The sequence below is a fragment of the Bacillus vallismortis genome (assembly GCF_004116955.1).
Lineage (GTDB): Bacteria > Bacillota > Bacilli > Bacillales > Bacillaceae > Bacillus > Bacillus vallismortis.
In genome coordinates, this window is record NZ_CP026362.1 from 4,130,016 (window position 1) to 4,150,090 (window position 20,075).

Annotated in this window: 18 protein-coding genes; 16 read left to right on the top strand and 2 right to left on the bottom strand. The window is 42.1% G+C overall.

Annotation, left to right across the window (positions count from 1 at the left end; all coding sequences use genetic code 11):
* The first annotated feature begins 162 nt into the window (after positions 1-162).
* The 10 genes from BV11031_RS21795 (at position 163) to BV11031_RS21840 (ending at position 12,570) form a co-directional block, all read left to right on the top strand.
* Complete coding sequence (locus BV11031_RS21795; protein ID WP_010328792.1) at positions 163-2,070, top strand: glycosyltransferase family 2 protein; 1,908 nt, start codon at positions 163-165, stop codon at positions 2,068-2,070.
* 234 nt (positions 2,071-2,304) lie between these two features.
* Positions 2,305-2,964 (top strand): exopolysaccharide biosynthesis polyprenyl glycosylphosphotransferase, encoded by a 660-nt coding sequence (locus BV11031_RS21800; protein ID WP_010328791.1) that lies wholly within the window; start codon positions 2,305-2,307, stop codon positions 2,962-2,964.
* A gap of 55 nt (positions 2,965-3,019) precedes the next feature.
* Positions 3,020-4,471 (top strand): teichuronic acid biosynthesis protein TuaB, encoded by a 1,452-nt coding sequence (gene tuaB / locus BV11031_RS21805; protein ID WP_121643782.1) that lies wholly within the window; start codon positions 3,020-3,022, stop codon positions 4,469-4,471.
* The gene (tuaC, locus tag BV11031_RS21810) at positions 4,468-5,643 is read left to right on the top strand and encodes a teichuronic acid biosynthesis protein TuaC (protein ID WP_010328789.1); all 1,176 of its coding nucleotides are present in this window, start codon (positions 4,468-4,470) and stop codon (positions 5,641-5,643) included. Before tuaB ends, tuaC begins: the two co-directional genes overlap by 4 nt.
* A gap of 54 nt (positions 5,644-5,697) precedes the next feature.
* Complete coding sequence (gene tuaD / locus BV11031_RS21815; RefSeq protein ID WP_026014458.1) at positions 5,698-7,083, top strand: UDP-glucose 6-dehydrogenase TuaD; 1,386 nt, start codon at positions 5,698-5,700, stop codon at positions 7,081-7,083.
* A gap of 84 nt (positions 7,084-7,167) precedes the next feature.
* The gene (gene tuaE / locus BV11031_RS21820; protein WP_010328787.1) at positions 7,168-8,634 is read left to right on the top strand and encodes a teichuronic acid biosynthesis protein TuaE; all 1,467 of its coding nucleotides are present in this window, start codon (positions 7,168-7,170) and stop codon (positions 8,632-8,634) included.
* A 29-nt stretch (positions 8,635-8,663) separates the two neighbouring features.
* Positions 8,664-9,344: a teichuronic acid biosynthesis protein TuaF gene (gene tuaF / locus BV11031_RS21825; RefSeq protein ID WP_010328786.1), complete on the top strand. Its 681-nt coding sequence runs from the start codon at positions 8,664-8,666 to the stop codon at positions 9,342-9,344.
* Between the two features lie 24 nt (positions 9,345-9,368).
* Positions 9,369-10,127, top strand: a complete 759-nt coding sequence (gene tuaG, locus BV11031_RS21830; protein WP_129551016.1) for a teichuronic acid biosynthesis protein TuaG — start codon at positions 9,369-9,371, stop codon at positions 10,125-10,127.
* A gap of 28 nt (positions 10,128-10,155) precedes the next feature.
* The gene (gene tuaH, locus BV11031_RS21835) at positions 10,156-11,349 is read left to right on the top strand and encodes a teichuronic acid biosynthesis protein TuaH (RefSeq protein WP_129551017.1); all 1,194 of its coding nucleotides are present in this window, start codon (positions 10,156-10,158) and stop codon (positions 11,347-11,349) included.
* A 144-nt stretch (positions 11,350-11,493) separates the two neighbouring features.
* A complete protein-coding gene (locus BV11031_RS21840) occupies positions 11,494-12,570 on the top strand; it encodes an MraY family glycosyltransferase (protein ID WP_010328783.1) in 1,077 nt (358 codons plus the stop codon).
* 72 nt (positions 12,571-12,642) lie between these two features.
* Here the strand turns inward: BV11031_RS21840 and BV11031_RS21845 are convergent, their stop codons facing one another.
* Both BV11031_RS21845 and BV11031_RS21850 read right to left on the bottom strand, forming a co-directional pair.
* The gene (locus BV11031_RS21845) at positions 12,643-13,755 is read right to left on the bottom strand and encodes an LCP family protein (protein WP_010328782.1); all 1,113 of its coding nucleotides are present in this window, start codon (positions 13,753-13,755) and stop codon (positions 12,643-12,645) included.
* Entirely contained in the window at positions 13,755-14,408 is a 654-nt protein-coding gene (locus tag BV11031_RS21850; RefSeq protein ID WP_129551018.1) for a YigZ family protein, read from the bottom strand. The genes BV11031_RS21845 and BV11031_RS21850 overlap by 1 nt, the downstream gene beginning before the upstream one ends.
* Positions 14,409-14,623: 215 nt before the next feature.
* On the opposite strand from BV11031_RS21850, the gene degS reads away from it, so the two are divergent.
* The 6 genes from degS to BV11031_RS21880 all read left to right on the top strand — a co-directional run bounded on the left by degS (position 14,624) and on the right by BV11031_RS21880 (position 20,016).
* Positions 14,624-15,781 carry a two-component sensor histidine kinase DegS gene (gene degS / locus BV11031_RS21855; protein ID WP_010328781.1) on the top strand — a complete coding sequence of 386 codons (1,158 nt, stop codon included), beginning with the start codon at positions 14,624-14,626 and terminating at the stop codon, positions 15,779-15,781.
* Between the two features lie 82 nt (positions 15,782-15,863).
* Complete coding sequence (gene degU, locus BV11031_RS21860) at positions 15,864-16,553, top strand: two-component system response regulator DegU (protein WP_003219701.1); 690 nt, start codon at positions 15,864-15,866, stop codon at positions 16,551-16,553.
* Positions 16,554-16,650: 97 nt separating this feature from the next.
* Entirely contained in the window at positions 16,651-17,496 is an 846-nt protein-coding gene (locus BV11031_RS21865; RefSeq protein WP_010328779.1) for a DegV family protein, read from the top strand.
* A gap of 104 nt (positions 17,497-17,600) precedes the next feature.
* Entirely contained in the window at positions 17,601-18,974 is a 1,374-nt protein-coding gene (gene comFA / locus BV11031_RS21870; RefSeq protein WP_010328778.1) for an ATP-dependent helicase ComFA, read from the top strand.
* 59 nt (positions 18,975-19,033) lie between these two features.
* On the top strand, positions 19,034-19,330 hold the full coding sequence (comFB, locus tag BV11031_RS21875) for a late competence protein ComFB (RefSeq protein WP_010328777.1): 297 nt from the start codon (positions 19,034-19,036) through the stop codon (positions 19,328-19,330).
* Positions 19,294-20,016 (top strand): amidophosphoribosyltransferase, encoded by a 723-nt coding sequence (locus BV11031_RS21880; protein WP_010328776.1) that lies wholly within the window; start codon positions 19,294-19,296, stop codon positions 20,014-20,016. The genes comFB and BV11031_RS21880 overlap by 37 nt, the downstream gene beginning before the upstream one ends.
* The last annotated feature ends 59 nt before the right edge of the window (positions 20,017-20,075 follow it).

Genomic DNA, 20,075 nt, shown 5'->3' on the forward strand with positions numbered 1-20,075 from the left:
GGCAAGTTTTTTATACGATAAAATGATAAAAATTTTAAAGTATAGATGCTATGTAAAAGTTTAACAAAATTTAAGCTAAGCCCTATTTTTATTGACAGATGTTTTTTGGTATAATGATCAGGCAAAAAATATAACCGAACCATTATGGTAGTGAGGTAATCGATGAAGATAAGCATTGTTATCCCTGTATATAATTCAGAAGATCTTATTTCCGAATGTCTTGACAGCTTAGTTAATCAAACGATGCCAACAGACGATTATGAGATTATATGTGTCGATGATAAATCTGCGGATTCATCTTTAGACATTTTGAAGCAATATAAAAAGAAGTATGAAAATATTGTTGTTATTGAAAGAACGGAAAATTCAGGCGGTCCAGGTGCACCCCGCAATGATGGGATAAAAATCGCCAAGGGTGAATACATTCTATTTGTGGATTCCGATGATTATCTGGGAAATGAAGCATTATTGAGGTGGTATAATTTCTCAAAAGAGAATCAATCAGATATTACTTTAGGAAAATTAAAAGGGGTTAACGGCAGAGGCGTTCCAAAATCAATGTTTAACGAAACAAACGCTGATGTGGATCTTGTAAACTCCAGAATTATCTTTAGTCTGGGACCTACAAAATTGTATAGGAATTCACTTTTAAAAGAGAATCAGTTAACGTTTCCTACTCATATAAAGGCGGCAGAGGATCAGGTCTTTACTATGAAGGCATATTTGAAAGCAAAGAAGATATCTGTTTTAGCAGACTACGATTATTACTATGCGGTCAAACGAGACGGAGATCATATGAGCGGCGCTTATGTTTCTCCAGATAATTTTTATGAAGCGATGGAAGATATTATTCACGCAATCAAAGCCAGCGACCTTGAAGAAGACAGAAAAATGAAGCTGATGGCCGTTTTTTTAAATAGGCATTTTGATTTTTCACGGACCAGAAATGTCACGATTAAATTGAAAAAAGACGAAGAAAGAGCAGAATGGTTTCACTATCTGGCATCATTTATACGAACAGTGCCTGAAGAAGTGGATCAATTTGTGCTTTCGCATATCAAATTAAGGCTGCTGTTTATTCGGAATAACGATTTGCAAGGGTTAGCCCAGTACGAACGAGAGGAACAGGATATTAAAAAGTACTGTACTGTGCATAACGGGAATATCATTGCGCGTTATCCGAGCTTAGAGGGTTATTCCATTTCTGAAGAACTGTTAAAGGTAAATGATAAAAACAAGCTTGAACATCATCTGAAAAATATTGAATTCAACGATCACAGCCTCAGCATTGAGGGAACGATGAGACACACATTGGCAGATGAAGAAACAAATAATAACCAAACGCTTACAGGAGTGTTTGTTCATCGCAGTACAAAAGCAGAAAAATATTTTTCTCCAGTTTCATTTGAAAACTCAACGTTTACATTTGAGTGTACGTTTGATGAATTAGCATCTGCTGAAGAAGACTTAGGCGTTTGGGATTTCTTTATTGAATCAGCTATAGACGGCTACAAACTAAGAGGAAGAATCGGAAACAAACGGGTGCCGTACAAATATTCAACCAAAACAATGTATTTAGGACATAATTCTTTATTTGTATACAGCGCCAGACCATACTTCACAATGAACTATGATAATCTTTCGGTTGATATCAAGAAACATGCTTATACAGAAGCTGAACTTTCTTACGAAACAGAATCAAAAGATTTATCATTCCTTTTTAAAGATAAGCAAATCTGTTTGCCAAATCATTCGAAAATTATTGTCAATACCGCCCAGGCTGAAATTTCATTGCCTGTAAAACATATTGATTTAGAGCCTGATTGTACGAAATTGACGGTAAACGTGCAGAGTTTGCTGGAGCAGCTGGCTCATGTCCAGAAAGAACATCGATTAATTGAATTTGCAATAAATACTTCTCAAAATAAAATCAGTGCAAAAGAGGATAATCAAGTCATTATCCTCGATACGAAGAGCGTGGAACGGAAATCAATGTTAGTCTTTCGTAAAACAGTGGAGGTTCAATACAAGCTGTTAACCTCTAAATCAAAATTTTACTTTCAATATTAAATGCTTCGCAGAGTAAAGAGACAAATCTGGAAAATGGTTTGTCTCTTTTTTTATACAATATGCTTAATTTTAAAAAAAAGTGTCTAAAACAATAAAAAGTTTACGATTAAATGTCAGAAAAAATAACAAATTCACACTTCTTAACATACCATTTACATCCAATTAACATCTGTCTGCTAAACTGACTGGCATAGGTCATCATAACATCCCAAACAAATCGTGAGGTGTGTGTCAGTGAGTGCAGAGAAAAGCATGAATGTGAGCCGTGAATTCTCAGTTCAGCAAATACATTCTTTTACATTATCGGAAAAGACGGCTCGTTACTTGGCGGTTAAGCGCGTAATGGATATTTGGTTTGCGCTCATTGGATTGGCGATTGCGCTGCCAATGATTGCGGTATTTTCAATACTGATTTGTTTGGAGACGCCGGGGCCTGCCATTTATACGCAGGAACGTGTAGGGAAAGGCGGGAAACGATTTAAGCTTTATAAGCTTCGTTCCATGAAAATAGATGCCGAGAAGTCTGGGGCTGTTTGGGCGCAGAAGCAAGATCCGCGGGTGACAAGGATCGGAGCTTTTATCAGAAGAACGAGAATTGACGAGCTTCCTCAGTTATTTAATGTGCTGAAAGGTGATATGAGTATGATAGGCCCTCGTCCGGAACGTCCTGTGTTTACGGAAAAATTCCAGAATGAAATTCCAGGTTTTACACAGCGTTTGGCTGTTAAACCGGGATTGAGCGGCTGGGCTCAGGTGAACGGCGGTTACGATATGACGCCGAAGGAAAAACTGATATTTGATTTATATTATATTCGGAATCTGACTTTCACTTTAGAATTAAAAATTATGTTAAAAACTTGTAAAGTAGTGTGGACAGGTGATGGTGCAAGATAAAATAGAAAGCCTGCATTCACCATCAATCTGAGCTTAAAAAGAAGTAGGGAATATGATGCCAAGTATTACAAAACAAATCATGAGCGGCGCAAAGTGGACAAGTATTTCAACAATGTTCATTACAGCCATACAAATTGTTCAGTTTGCCCTGCTAGGAAATATGATGACCTTAACGGAATTTGGACTCGTCGGCATGATCACAACGGTTACTGTGTTCGCTCAGATTGTGCTTGATATGGGGTTTGGCGCGGCGTTAATTCAAAGAGATGACGCGACGGAGCGCCAGCTGTCAACTTTATATTGGCTTAATATGATGACCGGCGCTTTGCTGTTTGTTCTTTTATATGTGAGCAGTCCCGTTATTGCGGGATTTTATCAAAGGGAAGAGCTGGTGTTTCTGATTCGGATTTTAGCGATTATGTTTTTGATCGCGCCAATCGGGCAGCAGTATCAGTATATGCTGCAAAAGCAGCTGCACTTTAATACGTTAAGCAAAATTGAGATTTTTTCAAATGTATTGTCCTTTGGATATTTAGCGATTGCGGTGTTTATGATGGACGCGATTTTGGCGTATGTCATTTCTCAAGTGCTGCTGCAGTCCAGTAAAGGGATTTTATATTGGGCCGTCTACCGGAAAAATTGGCGCCCCGCTTTTGTTTTTGACTTGAGGGGAATGAAGGCGTTCTTTTCCTTTGGAGCCTTTCAGCTTTCATCCCGACTTGTGAACAGGCTGGGAGCGAATCTCGATATGATTTTGATCGGCCGGTTTATCGGTGCAGAAGCGCTGGGGATTTATAACCTTGCTTACCAGATTGTCACGATTCCGGTTTTGAAGATCAATCCGATTGTGACACGGGTGGCATTCCCTGTTTTCGCAAAAAACAAATATGAAAACAGCGTAATCAGAGAAGGCTTTTTGAATATGACAAAGATGCTGGCGCTTATTTCGTTTCCGTTGTTAATCGGGCTCGTGTCTGTGTCAGACGCTTTTGTTGCTACCGTTTTTGGAGAAAAATGGCTTGCTGCGGTTCCGGTTCTCAATGTGCTGGCCATTGTCGGGATACTTAGAGTGCTCATGAATCCAAATGGATCTGTGCTTCTAGCTAAAGGAAGAGCAGATTTAGCGTTTTATTGGGATTCCGGAGTGTTGATGCTGTACGGATTGTCATTGTTTGCAGCCGTTCAGACGGGAAATCTGCTGACAGTCGCATGGGTATACGCCATCATCAGCGTATTCAATTTCCTGATCGGTCGCTGGCTGCTGTCGTATGTCATCAAGCTTAATCTTTCGGCTTATTTCCAGTCGATTTTGAAGCCGTTTTTCATCACAGCCGTAATGGCCATCATCGCATTTGGTGTAAGCCTAAGCGCGGAACATTTCAGTCTGCAGGCAGAAATGCGGCTGGCGATTTCAGTGGCGGCCGGGGCGCTGTGCTATCTCTTTCTTTTGGTAAAAGCGTACCCTCAAACGAAAAGCAAACTACTAAGAAAAGGACGTTTGTCATGAAGATTTTGTGGATCACAAGCGTATATCCGAGCAGTCTGAAACCCGGTGAGGGTGTGTTTCACGAAACACAGGTGCAAGAGCTGCAAAAACTTGGGCTTGATATCACGGTGGTATGCCCAAGGCCTTTTCATTCGGTGCCTGTCCGCATGCTAAAAAAAGCATATCGAAAAAAGGATGCCAGACCGGAGTATGAGATTAGGAAGGGGATACCGGTTTACCGGCCTTTCTATCGAGCGGTTCCCGGCCAGCTGAAGTGGGCGCAGCCTCACGGGAGAATCGCATCATCCGTTCTAAAAACGATGCAACAGTTCGACTTACATCCGGATCTGATTCATGCGCATTTTGCCATGCCATCGGGCGGGGCTGCGGCAATGGTGTCGGAGTCAGAGCGAATTCCGTATGTCCTGACCTTGCACGGCAGCGATGTGAATGTCTACCCGCATTACAGCAAAGGGGCGTTTAAAGCCTTCCATCGTGCTGTAGGCTCCGCGTCAGCTGTTTTAGCTGTCAGCCATAAGCTTCAGGAAGAGACCAAAAAGCTTACTGGCGTTGACAGCTCGGTTTTGCCGATCGGCATACAGCTCAGCCGCTTTCAGGAAAATGAGCAGACAAAAGAAGAAGTCAGAAAAAAACTCGGGCTCCCGCTCGATCAGCGTCTGGCCGTGTACGTCGGCAGGCTCGTCAGGGAGAAAGGCATTTTTGAACTGTCAGACGCCATTGAATCGCTGAAGGAGCCTCCTAAGGCAGTTTTTGTCGGGGATGGTCCTGCAAAATCAATGCTGATCCAGAAAGGGCATATCGTCACAGGCCAAGTGCCAAACTACAAGGTAAGAGACTATTTGCTTGCGGCAGACATGTTCGTGCTTCCTTCTTACAGTGAGGGGATGCCGACAGTCGTGATTGAGGCGCTTGCGTTAAGGGTTCCTGTCATCTGTACGGATGTTGGCGGAGCGGCATCGTTATTCGGAAAGCATCGGCATCTGCTGATTAAACCGAAATCTGCTCAAGCCTTGGCGGAAGCAATCGATCTGTACGAACAGGAGCAAATATGGAAACCGGAAATAGCAGATGATTTGTATGAAATCGTGCAGGCTCAATTTGATGCTGGAAAAAATGCCAAGGCCTTGCATCATCAGTATCAGACGGTCATAAAAACGTTGGTTTCATTGTAGAAAACTGCGACCAATAGAAATAGGAAGTTATTTTACAGGAGAGGGATGAGCGCTGTGAAAAAAATAGCTGTCATTGGAACTGGTTATGTAGGACTCGTATCAGGCACTTGTTTTGCGGAGATCGGGAATAAAGTTGTTTGCTGTGATATCGATGAATCAAAAATCAGAAGTCTGAAAAATGGAGTAATCCCGATCTATGAGCCAGGGCTTGTAGATTTAGTCGAAAAAAATGTGCTGGATCGGCGTCTGTCTTTTACTAACGATATCCCGTCCGCCATTCGGGCCTCTGACATTATTTATATTGCAGTCGGAACGCCAATGTCCAAAACAGGTGAAGCTGATTTAACGTACGTGAAAGCGGCAGCGAAAACAATCGGTGAGCACCTCAATGGCTATAAAGTGATCGTAAATAAAAGCACAGTCCCGGTTGGAACAGGAAAACTGGTTCAATCTATCGTTCAAAAAGCTTCAAAAGGAAGATACTCATTCGACGTTGTATCTAATCCTGAATTCCTTCGTGAGGGCTCAGCGATTCATGACACGATGAATATGGAGCGTGCCGTGATTGGTTCAACAAGCCATAAAGCGGCCGCTATCATTGAGGAGCTGCACCAGCCTTTCCGCACTCCTGTCATTAAAACAAACTTAGAAAGTGCAGAAATGATTAAATACGCAGCGAATGCTTTTCTGGCGACAAAGATTTCTTTTATCAACGATATCGCAAATATTTGTGAGCGAGTCGGCGCAGACGTATCAAAAGTTGCTGACGGCGTAGGGCTTGACAGCCGTATCGGCAAGAAGTTCCTAAAAGCAGGCATTGGGTTTGGCGGCTCCTGTTTTCCAAAGGATACAACCGCGTTGCTTCAAATCGCAAAAACGGCTGGCTATCCTTTTAAGCTTATAGAAGCTGTTATCGAAACGAACGAAAAGCAACGCGTCCATATTGTAGATAAACTTCTAACTGTTATGGGAAGCATCAAAGGAAGAACCATTTCCGTTCTTGGATTGGCTTTCAAACCGAATACAAACGATGTGAGATCCGCTCCTGCTTTAGACATTATCCCGATGCTTCAGCAGCTTGGCGCACATGTAAAGGCATACGATCCGATTGCGATTCCTGAAGCCTCAGCGATCCTTGGCGATCAGGCTGAGTATTACACAGATGTATATGAGGCGATTGAGGACACGGATGCTTGTCTCGTTTTAACGGATTGGCCGGAAGTAAAAGAAATGGAGCTTGTAAAAGTGAAAACTCTTTTAAAACAGCCAATCATCATTGATGGAAGAAATTTATTTTCACTTGAGGAGATGCAAGCAGCCGGATACATTTACCACTCTATCGGCCGTCCCGCTGTTCGGGGAACGGAACCTTCTGCCAGGTATTTTCCGGGCTTGCCGCTTGAGGAAGTAGCTAAAGACTTGGGGAGTGTCAATTTATAAAAAGAAAAATTGTGACTTGGCTGAAATTGCCGGCTGCTTGGCTCGGCCGCCGGCTCCTGAAACATCAGGAAAGGGGTTAAACATGTGAGTATCAAACGTTCAGCGGTCCAAACGCTTGCGTTACTGGCCGCTGCCATATTTGGAATCATCCTATTGCTGGGAGCCATCCGCACCGATACAGGTTTCATGCAGATGGCTGCCGTGCTCGCGGTATTGGTGATCGGGCTGTTTGCCCTAGCGCTTGCAACCGCATTTACAACAAAAGAACGGCTCTTTATGGCTGTCATCTATATTTTGATCGCCTGCACTTTTTTAAACAATGCCTTTTACTCGATTGATCTAGGTTTTTTCAGTTTGTTCCTTTACAGGCTTTTGCTCATTGCGGCGGGATGTCTGCATGTGATTGGTATGGTCCGTAATCGAACACATATTGAAAGATGGAACGGACTGCAAGTGAAAGGGATATTGCTCTTTTTCGCCTTTTGGTTTATATACGGCCTTGTTTCTCTGCTGTGGGCCAAGTCGGTGACAGACGGAATCAAATATTTGTCTTTATTGGCTATGGGAATCTTCTTCATTTACCTCATTGTTATGTATGTGCAAAAAATGGAGCGGCTGATGATGGTTTATGCCATTTGGCTTGTCATGACAGTGGTTCTGATGATCATTGGTTTTTACAATCATTTGACTCATCATCATCTCCCGAGTTCAACGCTATACAGCGGGCCGGAATATAAGCAGCATTATCCGACATCGGTCTTTTTTAACCAAAACGACTTTGCGACCTTTTTATCAATCAGCTTCTTTTTTTACATCACAATGGTGAAAAATATTAAAAATGGATACATCAAGGCGATTGGCTTTGTGCTCTCGCTCTGTGCGCTGTATTTAATTTTTGCTACCGGTTCAAGGGCCAGCCTTCTGGGGATTTTTGCTGGCATTGCTGTCTACATTTTCATTGTATTGCCGCCCGTTCTTAAGAAAGTGGCCATATGGGTGTCAGCGGCAGGGGTTGCCATGTTTGCAGTTCTATTCGCCAGCCGAATTTATTCAAAGTTTTGGGAGCTTTTTCTCGCTCCGCAGACGCTGCACTCATTTCATGATAGGCTTCCATCAAATGTGGGCCGTGCCAATCTGCTGAAAAACGCATGGCACTTTTTCCTTGATTCATACGGATTCGGAGTCGGAGCAGGGAATGTATCCTATTATCTTGAGCACTATGCTTTATATGATACTGACAATGTGACAGAGGTGCACAACTGGCTCGTTGAAATCCTTGCTAACTTTGGCTTGTTTATCATGCTTGGATATCTGGCCGTTTATGCCTATCTCATATGGGTGCTTTACAAGTTCTATGAAAGAAAACTAGAAAAGCAGTCAAAACTGATCACAGAAGGGCTTATTACCGCTCTGGTCAGTTTCTTGGCATCCAGTATCAGCCCAAGCTCTGTTTCAAATTTATTTTTTCATTGGGTGTTTCTGGCGCTCGTCATCGCCGCTGTAAATGTGTTAAGGCGGTCTAGAAAGATGCCTGAACCGGTGTACAAATAAAACAGACTACAAAAAGCAGGGAGACTTATATGAACGATATATTGACAAGAATAGCCCGTCGCATGAAAAAAAATATCATTTGGATGATAGCAGTGCCCATTATATTAGGTGCGGCTGGGTATATCCTGCCGTCCCAGATCGCTGACCAAAAGCGCTATACAGCTGAAGATACTTTAGCTGTGGGGAGATATGATCATCCGGTTTACAACAGCATAGAGGAAATTCCTCTTTTGCTTAAGAGTGACTCTTTTTTGAAGGAGGCTCTTCCTGACGAAAAGGATGAAGATTTGGCTGAGATCAAGGAAAAACTCACCATTAAAATGGAATCCAAATCTTTGCTGACATTGAGCTATAGCGATAAGGACAAGGATAAAACGGAATCCGTCTTAAACGCCATTTCCTCCGCCTTTCTCAAAAACGATCAAAAACTGTATGCGGAAAGAGAAGCGGTTATCCGCAGCAGCATAGACGCACTCGAAGGCGAGACGGTCAGTGAGGACTCCAAGGTGGATAAAGAGAGATTTTTATATGAACTGAAAAACACGCAGCTTAATCTGAAAGCTGCCAGTGTCACTGATTCTGAAACCGTAAGTGAGGCAGCGGGCGGCGGAATGTCCCCGAAAAAGAAAGCGGTTCTTGGCGTTATGATCGGCCTCACGATTGCCTTTATGTTCGTTGTCATTCCTGAATTTTTTAGAGAATCCTTTTAAAATCATACCGATGGAGATGTGATCATGACCAATTGGAAACCTCTCGTATCTGTCATTACACCTTCTTATAATGCGCGTGACTATATTGAAGACACGATTCAGTCAGTGTTGGATCAGAGCCACCCTCACTGGGAAATGATTATCGTGGATGATTGCTCAACGGATGGGACACGCGGCATTTTAAAGCAGTATGAAGAAAGAGATGAAAGAATTCATGTGGTGTATATGGAAGAGAACGGCGGAGCTGCGGTTGCTCGCAACAAAGCGTTAGAGCGCGCTCAAGGACGATTTGTAGCTTTTTTGGACAGTGATGACAAATGGAAAAAAGACAAACTGGAAAAGCAGCTTGATTTTATGATGGAGCGCTCCTGTGCATTTTCTTTCACAGGCTATAGCTTAATGGCGCAGGACGGGACTCCGCTCGATAAGTTTATTCATGCCCCGGAAAGCCTGACGTACGACGATGCCCTGAAAAATACGATTATCGGCTGCTTGACGGTCATGATTGACAGAGAGCAAACGGGACAGATCCAAATGCCGAATATCAGAACGAGGCAGGACTTGGCCACTTGGCTGTCTCTTTTAAAAAAAGGGTTTACCGCTTATGGGATGAGTGAATGCCTGGCTGAATACCGGCTTGTGAATAATTCGATATCCAGCAACAAATGGAAGGCTGCGAAAAAAACGTGGTTTGTCTACAGGGAGATTGAACGGCTTCATTTCATCAAAGCAACATGGTGTTTTGTCCAATATGCAAAAAATGCGGTGAAAAAAAGATTATAGCCGCAAACAGAGAGAAAAGGTGATGAAGGTGGAAACAAATAAAGCAATCATTCATGTCATCGTTGCCACTGCTGAATGGGGAAAAGACCAATTAAGATACAGGCGGCATAGGCTGGCGGAGTTTTTAGCTGCACAGGAGGAAACAAAGGAAGTCATTTGGGTGTGTCCGGCTCCGCGCGCCCAAGAGAATGAGTTTCAGCAAGTTCATTCAGGCATCAGGCAATTCGCTGTCAAAGACTTGCTGCAGAAAAAAATGTTTCGTTTTGGACGTTATACAGATGTTTTTTACAGGCATAAATTATCACCATTACTTGATGAGCTGGCATCTGCTTCTGCAAACGGTGAACGCTGCTGTTTATGGTACACGTTCCCCGGCTTCCCGTTGCTGTCTTTGCTGTATTCTTGGGATCAAGTGATTTATGATTGCAGTGATTTATGGGCGGCGCCGATCAGCGGCCGGTCAAATTTGCTGTCTGAATTCCGGCGAAAAGTCATTAAGTCGGCAGAGCTGAGAATTATCCATCGAGCCGATTCCATTACTTGTTCATCGGATTATCTCCACAAAGAAGTAGATAAGAAACTGACAGCGGGTCGAGAAAAGGTGCATACTGTCGAAAATGGTGTGGAATATGAGCTGTTTTCTGCAAATCAAGCGGCTTCCGATCGCAGCATCTTGCAAGGAAGAGAAGGATTTGTATTAGGTTTTATCGGCGGAATTAAGCCTAAGCTCGATTTTAAAATGATTGAAGAAGCAGCGCTTCAAAAACCTGATTGGACATTTTTATGGGTTGGGCCAGATGCCACTAATGGCGATGTCTCGTTTCAAGAGCTGCTGAGGCTTCCCAATGTGATATGGACAGGTCCGGCAGATCCAAAAGAAGTTCCGCATTATATGGAGCTTATCGACATCGGCATCATGCCATATAAAAAATCATCGTATAATCAAGCTGTGTTTCCACTGAAACTATTTGAATTTTTAGCGGCGGGAAAGCCTGTCGTCGGCTCTAATCTTCCGTCAACCTCAAAAATGAAAAAGCCGTATGTATACGAATATGTAGAAGGCGGTCACCCGCTCGATTTTATCGCCGCATGTGAAAAGGTGCTCGGCCAACACGGGGATGAAACGTATATAGAAATGCGCCGAAACATCGCCCGCGCACAAGATTGGAATTGCTTATTTAAAAAAATCATGAAATATACAGGGATTCAAAAACATGCGTAGTCCTATAAATTGGGATGCGCGTTTTTTGATTATGCGTGTTTCTTTTTGATGAAGCTTGTTATAATAACTAGGGAGAAGGTATAATGGAAGGAACGGTTCTCTATATAAATAAAGACTTTATTTGATCCCAAAGGAGACTTCTTTATGCTTGACGAACGCATGATTCGCATTGTTGTTGCGTTTATTGTCTCGCTGCTGACAGTTTTAATCATAACCCCAATCGTAAAAAGGATTGCGATTAAAATAGGTGCAGTTGACCAGCCCAGCAATCGAAAAGTACATGACAAAATCATGCCCCGGATGGGCGGGCTGGCCATTTTTATCGGAGTGGTTGCAGGTGTGCTTGCAGCCGGTATTTACACAGAAACAAAAATGACGGCTATTACAGTCGGAGCATTCATCATTGTTGTGTTAGGTATTCTTGACGATAAATATCAATTAAGTGCAAAAGTTAAGTTTTTGATTCAATTAGGCGTAGCCATTATGATTGTAAGCACCGGTTTAAAAATGGACTTTTTCTCAGTGCCTTTTTTAGCAGAACGGTTTGAGCTAGGATGGCTGGCTTATCCTCTGACAGTATTATGGATTGTCGGCATCACAAATGCAATTAACCTGATTGATGGATTGGATGGCCTTGCAGCCGGTCTTTCTGTTATCGGCCTGTCAACGATCGCCGTTATGGCGCTATCTGGAGGAAAAGTACTTATTCTGTCACTCTCATTGGTGGTTATCGCCAGTACACTTGGATTTTTGTTCCATAACTTTCATCCGGCAAAAATCTTTATGGGTGATACAGGATCGCTTTTTCTAGGGTATTGTATTTCGATTCTTTCATTATTAGGGCTGTATAAAAGTGTAACATTGTTCAGTATCGTTATCCCGATTATTATATTAGGCGTGCCGATATTTGACACAACATTTGCTATCATCAGAAGAATTTTAAACAAACAGCCGATTTCGGCACCCGATAAGTCCCATATCCACCATAGACTGATGGCCTTTGGCCTTTCACACCGAATGTCGGTCATTGTGATATATCTCATTGGATTTATTTTCAGCATCAGTGCAATTGTGCTTAAAAGTGCCACAATTTGGCTCTCTTTGTTTATTATCTTCATTTTAATTATTTTTATGCAAATCATAGCAGAAGTGACAGGACTCGTGAATGAAAAATTTAAGCCGTTTACGAAATTTTATAAACGGCTGGTGAAACGAAACTAAAAACTCCGGCGAAGATGCCGGAGTTTTTTCTGCGCAAAAATGCCCGATCTCTAAAGAAGATCGGGCATTTTTTTAATAGGATGAATCCGTTGTTGAATTCGTTGTACTGTTTGAGTTTGTGCTGCCGTCATTCGAATACGTCGTACCGTCAGTTGTTGTGCTTTCATCTGTGCCGGTGCTGTTTGTATCTGGACTATAATGTAAATGATCTTGGAGCGTTTTTCTGACAATCTCCAGATTTGTTGCGTCTGGTTCAAAATAATATATGTTGTTCGGCCCTAAATATAAATCAGATCCTGTAATGCTCAACGTGTCGATTTTCTTGCTGGTAAAGCCGCTGTAAATCTGCTGCAGCGCTAAACCTTCCGTAATGCGAATATTGGTTTCAACGTTTTCGCTTGCTTTTTCTGCGATTTTATCGATCTTAGCAATGTTGCTTGCACTTGACATTTGGTCAATCAGCGCATTTAAGATTTGTTTCTGTCTGTCATTACGGCCAAAGTCTCCGCGTTTATCCTGTTTCCTCATACGGGCATACGCCAAGGCTTCTTCGCCGTTTAAATGCATCTCGCCTTTTTTGAAGTAAATCCGTTTGCTTTCGTCTACGTCACTTTTTTCATCAAAATCGAAAGGCACATCTACATCAATACCGCCAACTTCATTAATAACATCTTTAAATCCGTCAAAATCAACTGTGACATATTTATCGATCGGGATTTGCAAGAATTTTTCAACAGTTTCAACTGTCTCATCTTTTCCGCCTTTGCTGTAAGCGGCATTAATCTTTGCTTTGCTTCCGGTTGTGTTACTGGCTAATTGCACTCGTGTATCACGCGGAATACTCAGCATTTTCATGGTTTTATTTTTGGGATCCAGGGTAACGACAATAAGAGAGTCTGATCTCCCTTTTTGTCCTTTGGTCGCGTAATCCTCTATCCCCATAAATAAAATAGAAAACGGCTTTTTCTTCATATCAACAACTTCGCTGCGAAGATTTGATTTATTTCCGCGGGAAAGAGCATCATATGAATCATCCGCAGCGCTAATGGTTTTATAAAGTTTATATCCTCCAAGCCCTACGACCACCAATAAGGCAAGGGTGAATAATAACATCATTCTTTTTAAAATTTTCCTGCGTTTGCTCTTTTTCTTCTTTCGCACACGCACTCTAACGCGTTCAGCCATTATTCAGTCTCCTTTATGTGATTGACGGCTTTTTCAAGGTACGTCAACTCTCCCTCTTTAATATCACTCTTTCCATTTGTCAGTTCTGTCATCCACTCAGAAAATGCGTTTGTTTCTTTTTCTTCCACATATACTTCGAATTCAACATTTTCGGCATAATGGATGTCCTTTAGCAGAAATTGTGATTCTCTTAGTTCATTTTCAATCTTGCCGAGCCACGTGTAATCTGCGGAAGTATGCATGACCCGCATGAGCTTACGTTCTACAACACCAATATGATTTAATCCTTCAGACACTGATTTCCCATAAGCGCGAATTAATCCGCCGGCCCCAAGTTTAATGCCTCCGAAGTATCGTGTAACAACGGCGCAAGTATCTTTAAGGCCGCGTTTTTTTAATACTTCAAGCATCGGCACTCCCGCTGTGCCGCTTGGTTCTCCATCATCATTGGCTTTTTGGATATGGTCGTTTTCGCCAATGACGTAAGCCGAGCAATTATGAGTCGCATTCCAGTGCTGTTTTTTTATTTTCTGTATAAACTCCTGTGCCTCTTGTTCAGTAGAAACACGGCTTAAATGACAGATAAAACGCGATTTTTCTATAACAATCTCGTGTTCTCCTGCTTCTTTCACAGTAAAATAGCTGTGCAGCATGCTTGCTGACCCCCTGCTAAGCATAAAAGACTGCCTATACAAATTCGTACAGTCTTTAGAATTTTTGTGCGTATTTTGGTATCATAAAGAATAGAAGGTATATAAAATTGTTTTTTTCTAGAATATACGCATTCTTTCATTATAATTCGACATAAATTGCAGATCAATTACATTTATAATAAAAATATATAACAACGCCGTGACGGAGGGAAATTATGAATAAAACAAAGATGGATTCCAAAGTTTTGGATTCTATTTTGATGAAGATGCTGAAAACCGTTGACGGGAGCAAGGACGAGGTTTTTCAGATCGGGGAACAGTCACGCCAGCAGTATGAACAGCTGGTTGAAGAACTGAAACAGATTAAACAGCAGGTTTATGAAGTGATCGAGCTAGGCGATAAACTAGAAGTGCAAACCCGCCATGCGAGAAACCGTTTATCCGAGGTCAGCCGCAATTTTCATCGATTCAGCGAGGAGGAAATTCGCACTGCTTACGAAAAAGCCCATAAGCTACAGGTGGAATTGACGATGATCCAGCAGCGGGAGAAGCAGCTGCGCGAACGCCGGGATGATTTAGAGCGCAGATTGTTAGGCCTTCAGGAAATCATTGAACGGTCGGAATCATTAGTAAGCCAAATTACAGTTGTCCTTAACTACTTGAATCAGGATTTGCGCGAAGTCGGACTGCTTCTTGCTGATGCTCAGGCAAAACAGGATTTTGGCTTAAGAATTATTGAAGCGCAGGAAGAAGAACGAAAAAGGGTCTCAAGAGAAATTCATGACGGACCCGCTCAAATGCTGGCAAATGTGATGATGAGATCGGAATTAATAGAGCGGATTTTCCGTGACCGCGGCACTGAGGACGGTTTCCAAGAAATTAAAAATCTCCGTCAAAATGTGCGAAATGCCCTTTACGAAGTGAGAAGGATTATATATGATTTAAGACCGATGGCCCTTGATGATCTGGGCCTGATTCCAACTTTGAGAAAATATCTATATACAACAGAGGAATATAACGGTAATGTTAAAATACATTTTCAGTGCATCGGTGAAACAGAGGATAGGCGGCTTGCGCCCCAGTTTGAAGTGGCGCTATTCAGGCTCGCACAGGAAGCTGTGTCTAATGCACTAAAGCATTCCGAATCTGAAGAAATTACTGTCAAAGTTGAGATCACAAAGGATTTTGTGATTTTAATGATAAAAGATAACGGCAAAGGGTTTGACCTGAAGGAAGCGAAAGAGAAGAAAAACAAATCATTCGGCTTGCTTGGCATGAAAGAAAGAGTAGATTTATTGGAAGGAACCATGACAATAGATTCGAAAATAGGTCTTGGGACATTTATTATGATCAAGGTTCCGTTATCTCTTTGACTATGATTTGTAAAATAGAGCCAAATGGCTTATTGACCGAATGCTAGCGTATATAGAACAATAATACAAGGAGGCGTGGCTTGTGACTAAAGTAAACATTGTTATTATCGACGACCATCAGTTATTTCGTGAAGGTGTTAAACGGATATTGGATTTTGAACCTACCTTTGAAGTGGTAGCCGAAGGGGACGACGGAGATGAAGCGGCTCGTATTGTCGAGCACTATCATCCTGATGTTGTGATCATGGATATCAATATGCCAAACGTAAATGGTGTGGAAGCTACAAAACAGCTTGTAGAGCTGTATCCTGAATCTAAAGTAATTATTCTATCAATTCACGATGACGAAAATTATGTAACACATGCCCTGAAAACCGGCGCGAGAGGTTATCTGCTGAAAGAGATGGATGCCGATACATTAATTGAAGCGGTTAAAGTAGTTGCCGAGGGAGGTTCTTATCTTCATCCGAAGGTTACTCACAACCTCGTTAACGAATTTCGCCGTCTTGCAACAAGCGGAGTTTCTGCACACCCTCAGCATGAGGTCTACCCTGAAATCCGCAGACCATTACATATCTTAACTAGACGGGAATGTGAAGTGCTGCAGATGCTTGCAGACGGAAAAAGCAACCGCGGTATCGGTGAATCATTGTTTATCAGTGAGAAAACCGTCAAAAACCATGTGAGCAATATCTTGCAGAAAATGAATGTAAACGACCGGACGCAAGCCGTTGTGGTCGCCATTAAAAATGGCTGGGTAGAAATGAGATAGTATAATACGAGACTTGCCTTTTATTAGGCAGGTCTTTTTTTAGTCTGCCGTTTGGCTTACAATAGATTTATTAAGCAATAAGGCAGGTATCGAATCTATGAATATTGCAGTCGTAACAGACAGCACGGCATATATCCCGAAAGAAATGCGTGAACAACATCAAATACATATGATCCCACTCCAGGTTGTGTTTGGTGAAGAAACGTATCGGGAAGAAATCGAATTGGACTGGAGAAGCTTCTATGAGGAAGTAAAGAAACATACTGAGCTTCCCACGACTTCACAGCCGCCAATCGGCGAACTGATCGCTTTGTATGAAGAGCTTGGCAAGTCTTATGATGCGGTTATCAGTATCCATCTTTCCAGCGGAATCAGCGGCACGTTCAGCAGTGCAGCAGCGGCTGACGCAATGGTGGAAAATATTAAAGTGTATCCATTTGACTCAGAGATCAGCTGTTTGGCTCAAGGTTTTTATGCTCTTAAAGCTGCTGAATTAATCAAAAATGGAGCGTCATCACCGGAAGATATCATAAAAGAACTGGAAGAAATGAAAAAAACAGTTCGGGCGTATTTTATGGTAGATGATTTAGCGCACCTTCAGCGGGGCGGACGATTAAGCAGTGCCCAGGCCTTTATTGGGAGTCTTCTAAAGGTAAAGCCTATTCTTCACTTTGACAATAAGGTAATTGTGCCTTTTGAGAAGATTCGCACACGTAAAAAAGCAATTTCACGAATTTATGAGCTTTTAGACGAGGATGCGAGTAAAGGATTGCCTATGCGTGCTGCTGTTATTCACGCTAATCGAGAAGAAGAAGCAGCGAAAATCATTGAGGAGCTTTCTGCAAAATATCCTCATGTTGAATTTTATAACAGTTATTTTGGAGCGGTAATCGGCACTCATTTGGGTGAGGGCGCGCTTGGAATTTGCTGGTGTTTTCAATAACATGAAATCTCCGTTTTAGCAGCGGAGATTTTTTTATATTCATATTTTGACCACTGGACAGAAAATATTCAATCAGCCATACTTTCTCGAAAGGAGGCGGTGCTATGAACATGACTTTCTCAAAAGAATTACAGCAGACGCTTCAAGGCCGTCATTTGCTCAGAACTGAAGTCCCATTTTCCGATGAGCTGATTGAATGGCATATCAAGAACGGTTATATTGGCGCTCAAAACTCAATATCCAAAAATAAACGGGAGTATAGGTGTAATAGGTGCGGCCAAAATGATCAGCGTTATTTTTCTAATTATCACTCATCTGGAAAGAAGCAGCTGTATTGCCGTTCCTGTGTCATGATGGGAAGAGTAAGTGAGGAAGTGCCTTTATATTCATGGAAAGAGGAGGATGAACTCCATTGGAAGCCTATCAAGCTGACTTGGAATGGCGAGCTCTCAAGGGGACAGCAAAAAGCCGCCAATGTCTTAATTGAAGCAATATCCAGAAAAAAAGAACTCCTCATCTGGGCAGTTTGCGGCGCTGGCAAAACTGAGATATTATTCCCCGGTATAGAGTCAGCATTAAATCAAGGACTGCGTGTATGTATTGCGACACCCCGCACCGATGTTGTATTAGAGCTAGCTCCGAGGCTCAAGGCCGCTTTTCAGGGCGCTGACATTGCGGCACTATACGGGAGCAGCGAGGACAAAGGGCGTTTATCTCCTCTTGTGATTTCCACTACACATCAGCTTTTGCGATATAAAGACGCATTCGATGTTATCATCGTTGATGAAGTTGATGCTTTTCCGTATTCCGCTGATCAAACTCTTCAATTCGCTGTTCAAAAAGCCAAAAAGAAAATCAGCACGCTGGTTTATTTAAGTGCAACACCTTCTAAAGAACTAAAAAGAAAAACAATGAACGGACAGCTGCATTCAATTCGCATTCCAGCAAGACACCACCAGAAACCTCTTCCAGAACCGCGTTTTCTATGGTGCGGAAACTGGAAAAAGAAATTAACCCGAAATAAAATCCCGCCAGCGGTAAAAAGATGGATAGAGTTTCATGTGAAAGAAGGGAGGCCTGTGTTTTTATTTGTTCCCTCCGTTTCTGTTTTAGAAAAGGCAGCGGCCTGCTTTAAAGATATTCATTGCCGAACGGCGTCTGTTCATGCGGAAGATAAGGACAGAAAAGAAAAAGTACAGCAATTCAGAGATGGTCAGCTTGATCTTTTAATCACAACAACAATATTAGAAAGAGGCGTTACGGTTCATAAGGTGCAAACAGGGATATTAGGGGCGGAATCACCTATCTTTACGGAAAGCGCACTTGTGCAAATCGCAGGAAGAACCGGCCGGCATAAAGAATACGCGGACGGCGATGTTACTTTCTTTCATTACGGAAAAACAAAGAGCATGCTGGATGCAAGAAAGCATATAAAAGAAATGAATGCTTTGGCGGAAAAAAATGAAAGAACAGACTAGCCATTATTTGAAAACATGGTACAGTATACTCATATAACTGATGATGAGGGGCTGTAAAAATGCTTGTCAATTCCAAAGAAATCATAATGAAAGAACTGCTCGACCGATATATGGACCAGCTTCATATGACTTGCACTTGCCAAGTATGCAAAAACGATGTATTGGCACTTTCTTTAAATCAAGTAAGACCATCTTATGTTACTGATCTTAAAAAGATCGCATATACGAAAGCTGAGCTGGTAGATAAACAAAAAAATACGGCTATGCTTGTGATTTTGGCTGAATCTGCTGCAGCGGTTTCAGATAGTCCAAACGATTTATGCCAAAAGAAGCAGGAGGGGGAATTCATAAACTGATCTGTCTATTATGTGATACGCCATTTTCTCAACCTGTTACATGGAGAGCTCTTTTTTTATTAAAGCTTGAAGAAAAGGTCTGTCATTCCTGCAGAAGCAAATTTAAAAAAATCACAGGGCATATCTGCCCGCTATGCGGCAAGCCTCAATCCATTCATGAGCTATGCAAGGATTGCGAGACGTGGAAATTAAGGATGAATGACAGCTTGCTGCTGCGCCAAAACCGTTCAGTTTACACATATAATGATATGATGAAAGAAACACTCTCCCGTTTTAAATTTAGAGGAGATGCAGAAATCATAAATGCATTTAAAAGTGATTTCTCTTCAACCTTCTCAAAGGTTTACCCCGATAACCATGTTGTTCTCGTTCCTATTCCGCTGAGCAAGGAACGGGAAAAGGAGCGTGGGTTTAATCAGGCACAGCTCCTCGCAGAATGCTTAGACCGTCCTATCCGCCATGCCCTCTTCCGCTTGAATAATGAGAAACAGTCTAAGAAAACGAAAGCAGAACGCCTGCTTTCAGAGCATATTTTTGATACAAAAAACAATTCAGTCGAAGGTATGAATATCATTTTAATAGACGATCTTTATACAACAGGCGCTACTTTGCATTTTGCAGCCCGCTGTTTATTAGAGAAGGGGAAAGCCGGTTCTGTGGCATCTTTTACCTTGATCAGAAGCTAAATGATTCTGTTTTTCTGCCGATATAATCACTAGAAATTAACAGGTATATTATCGAATAA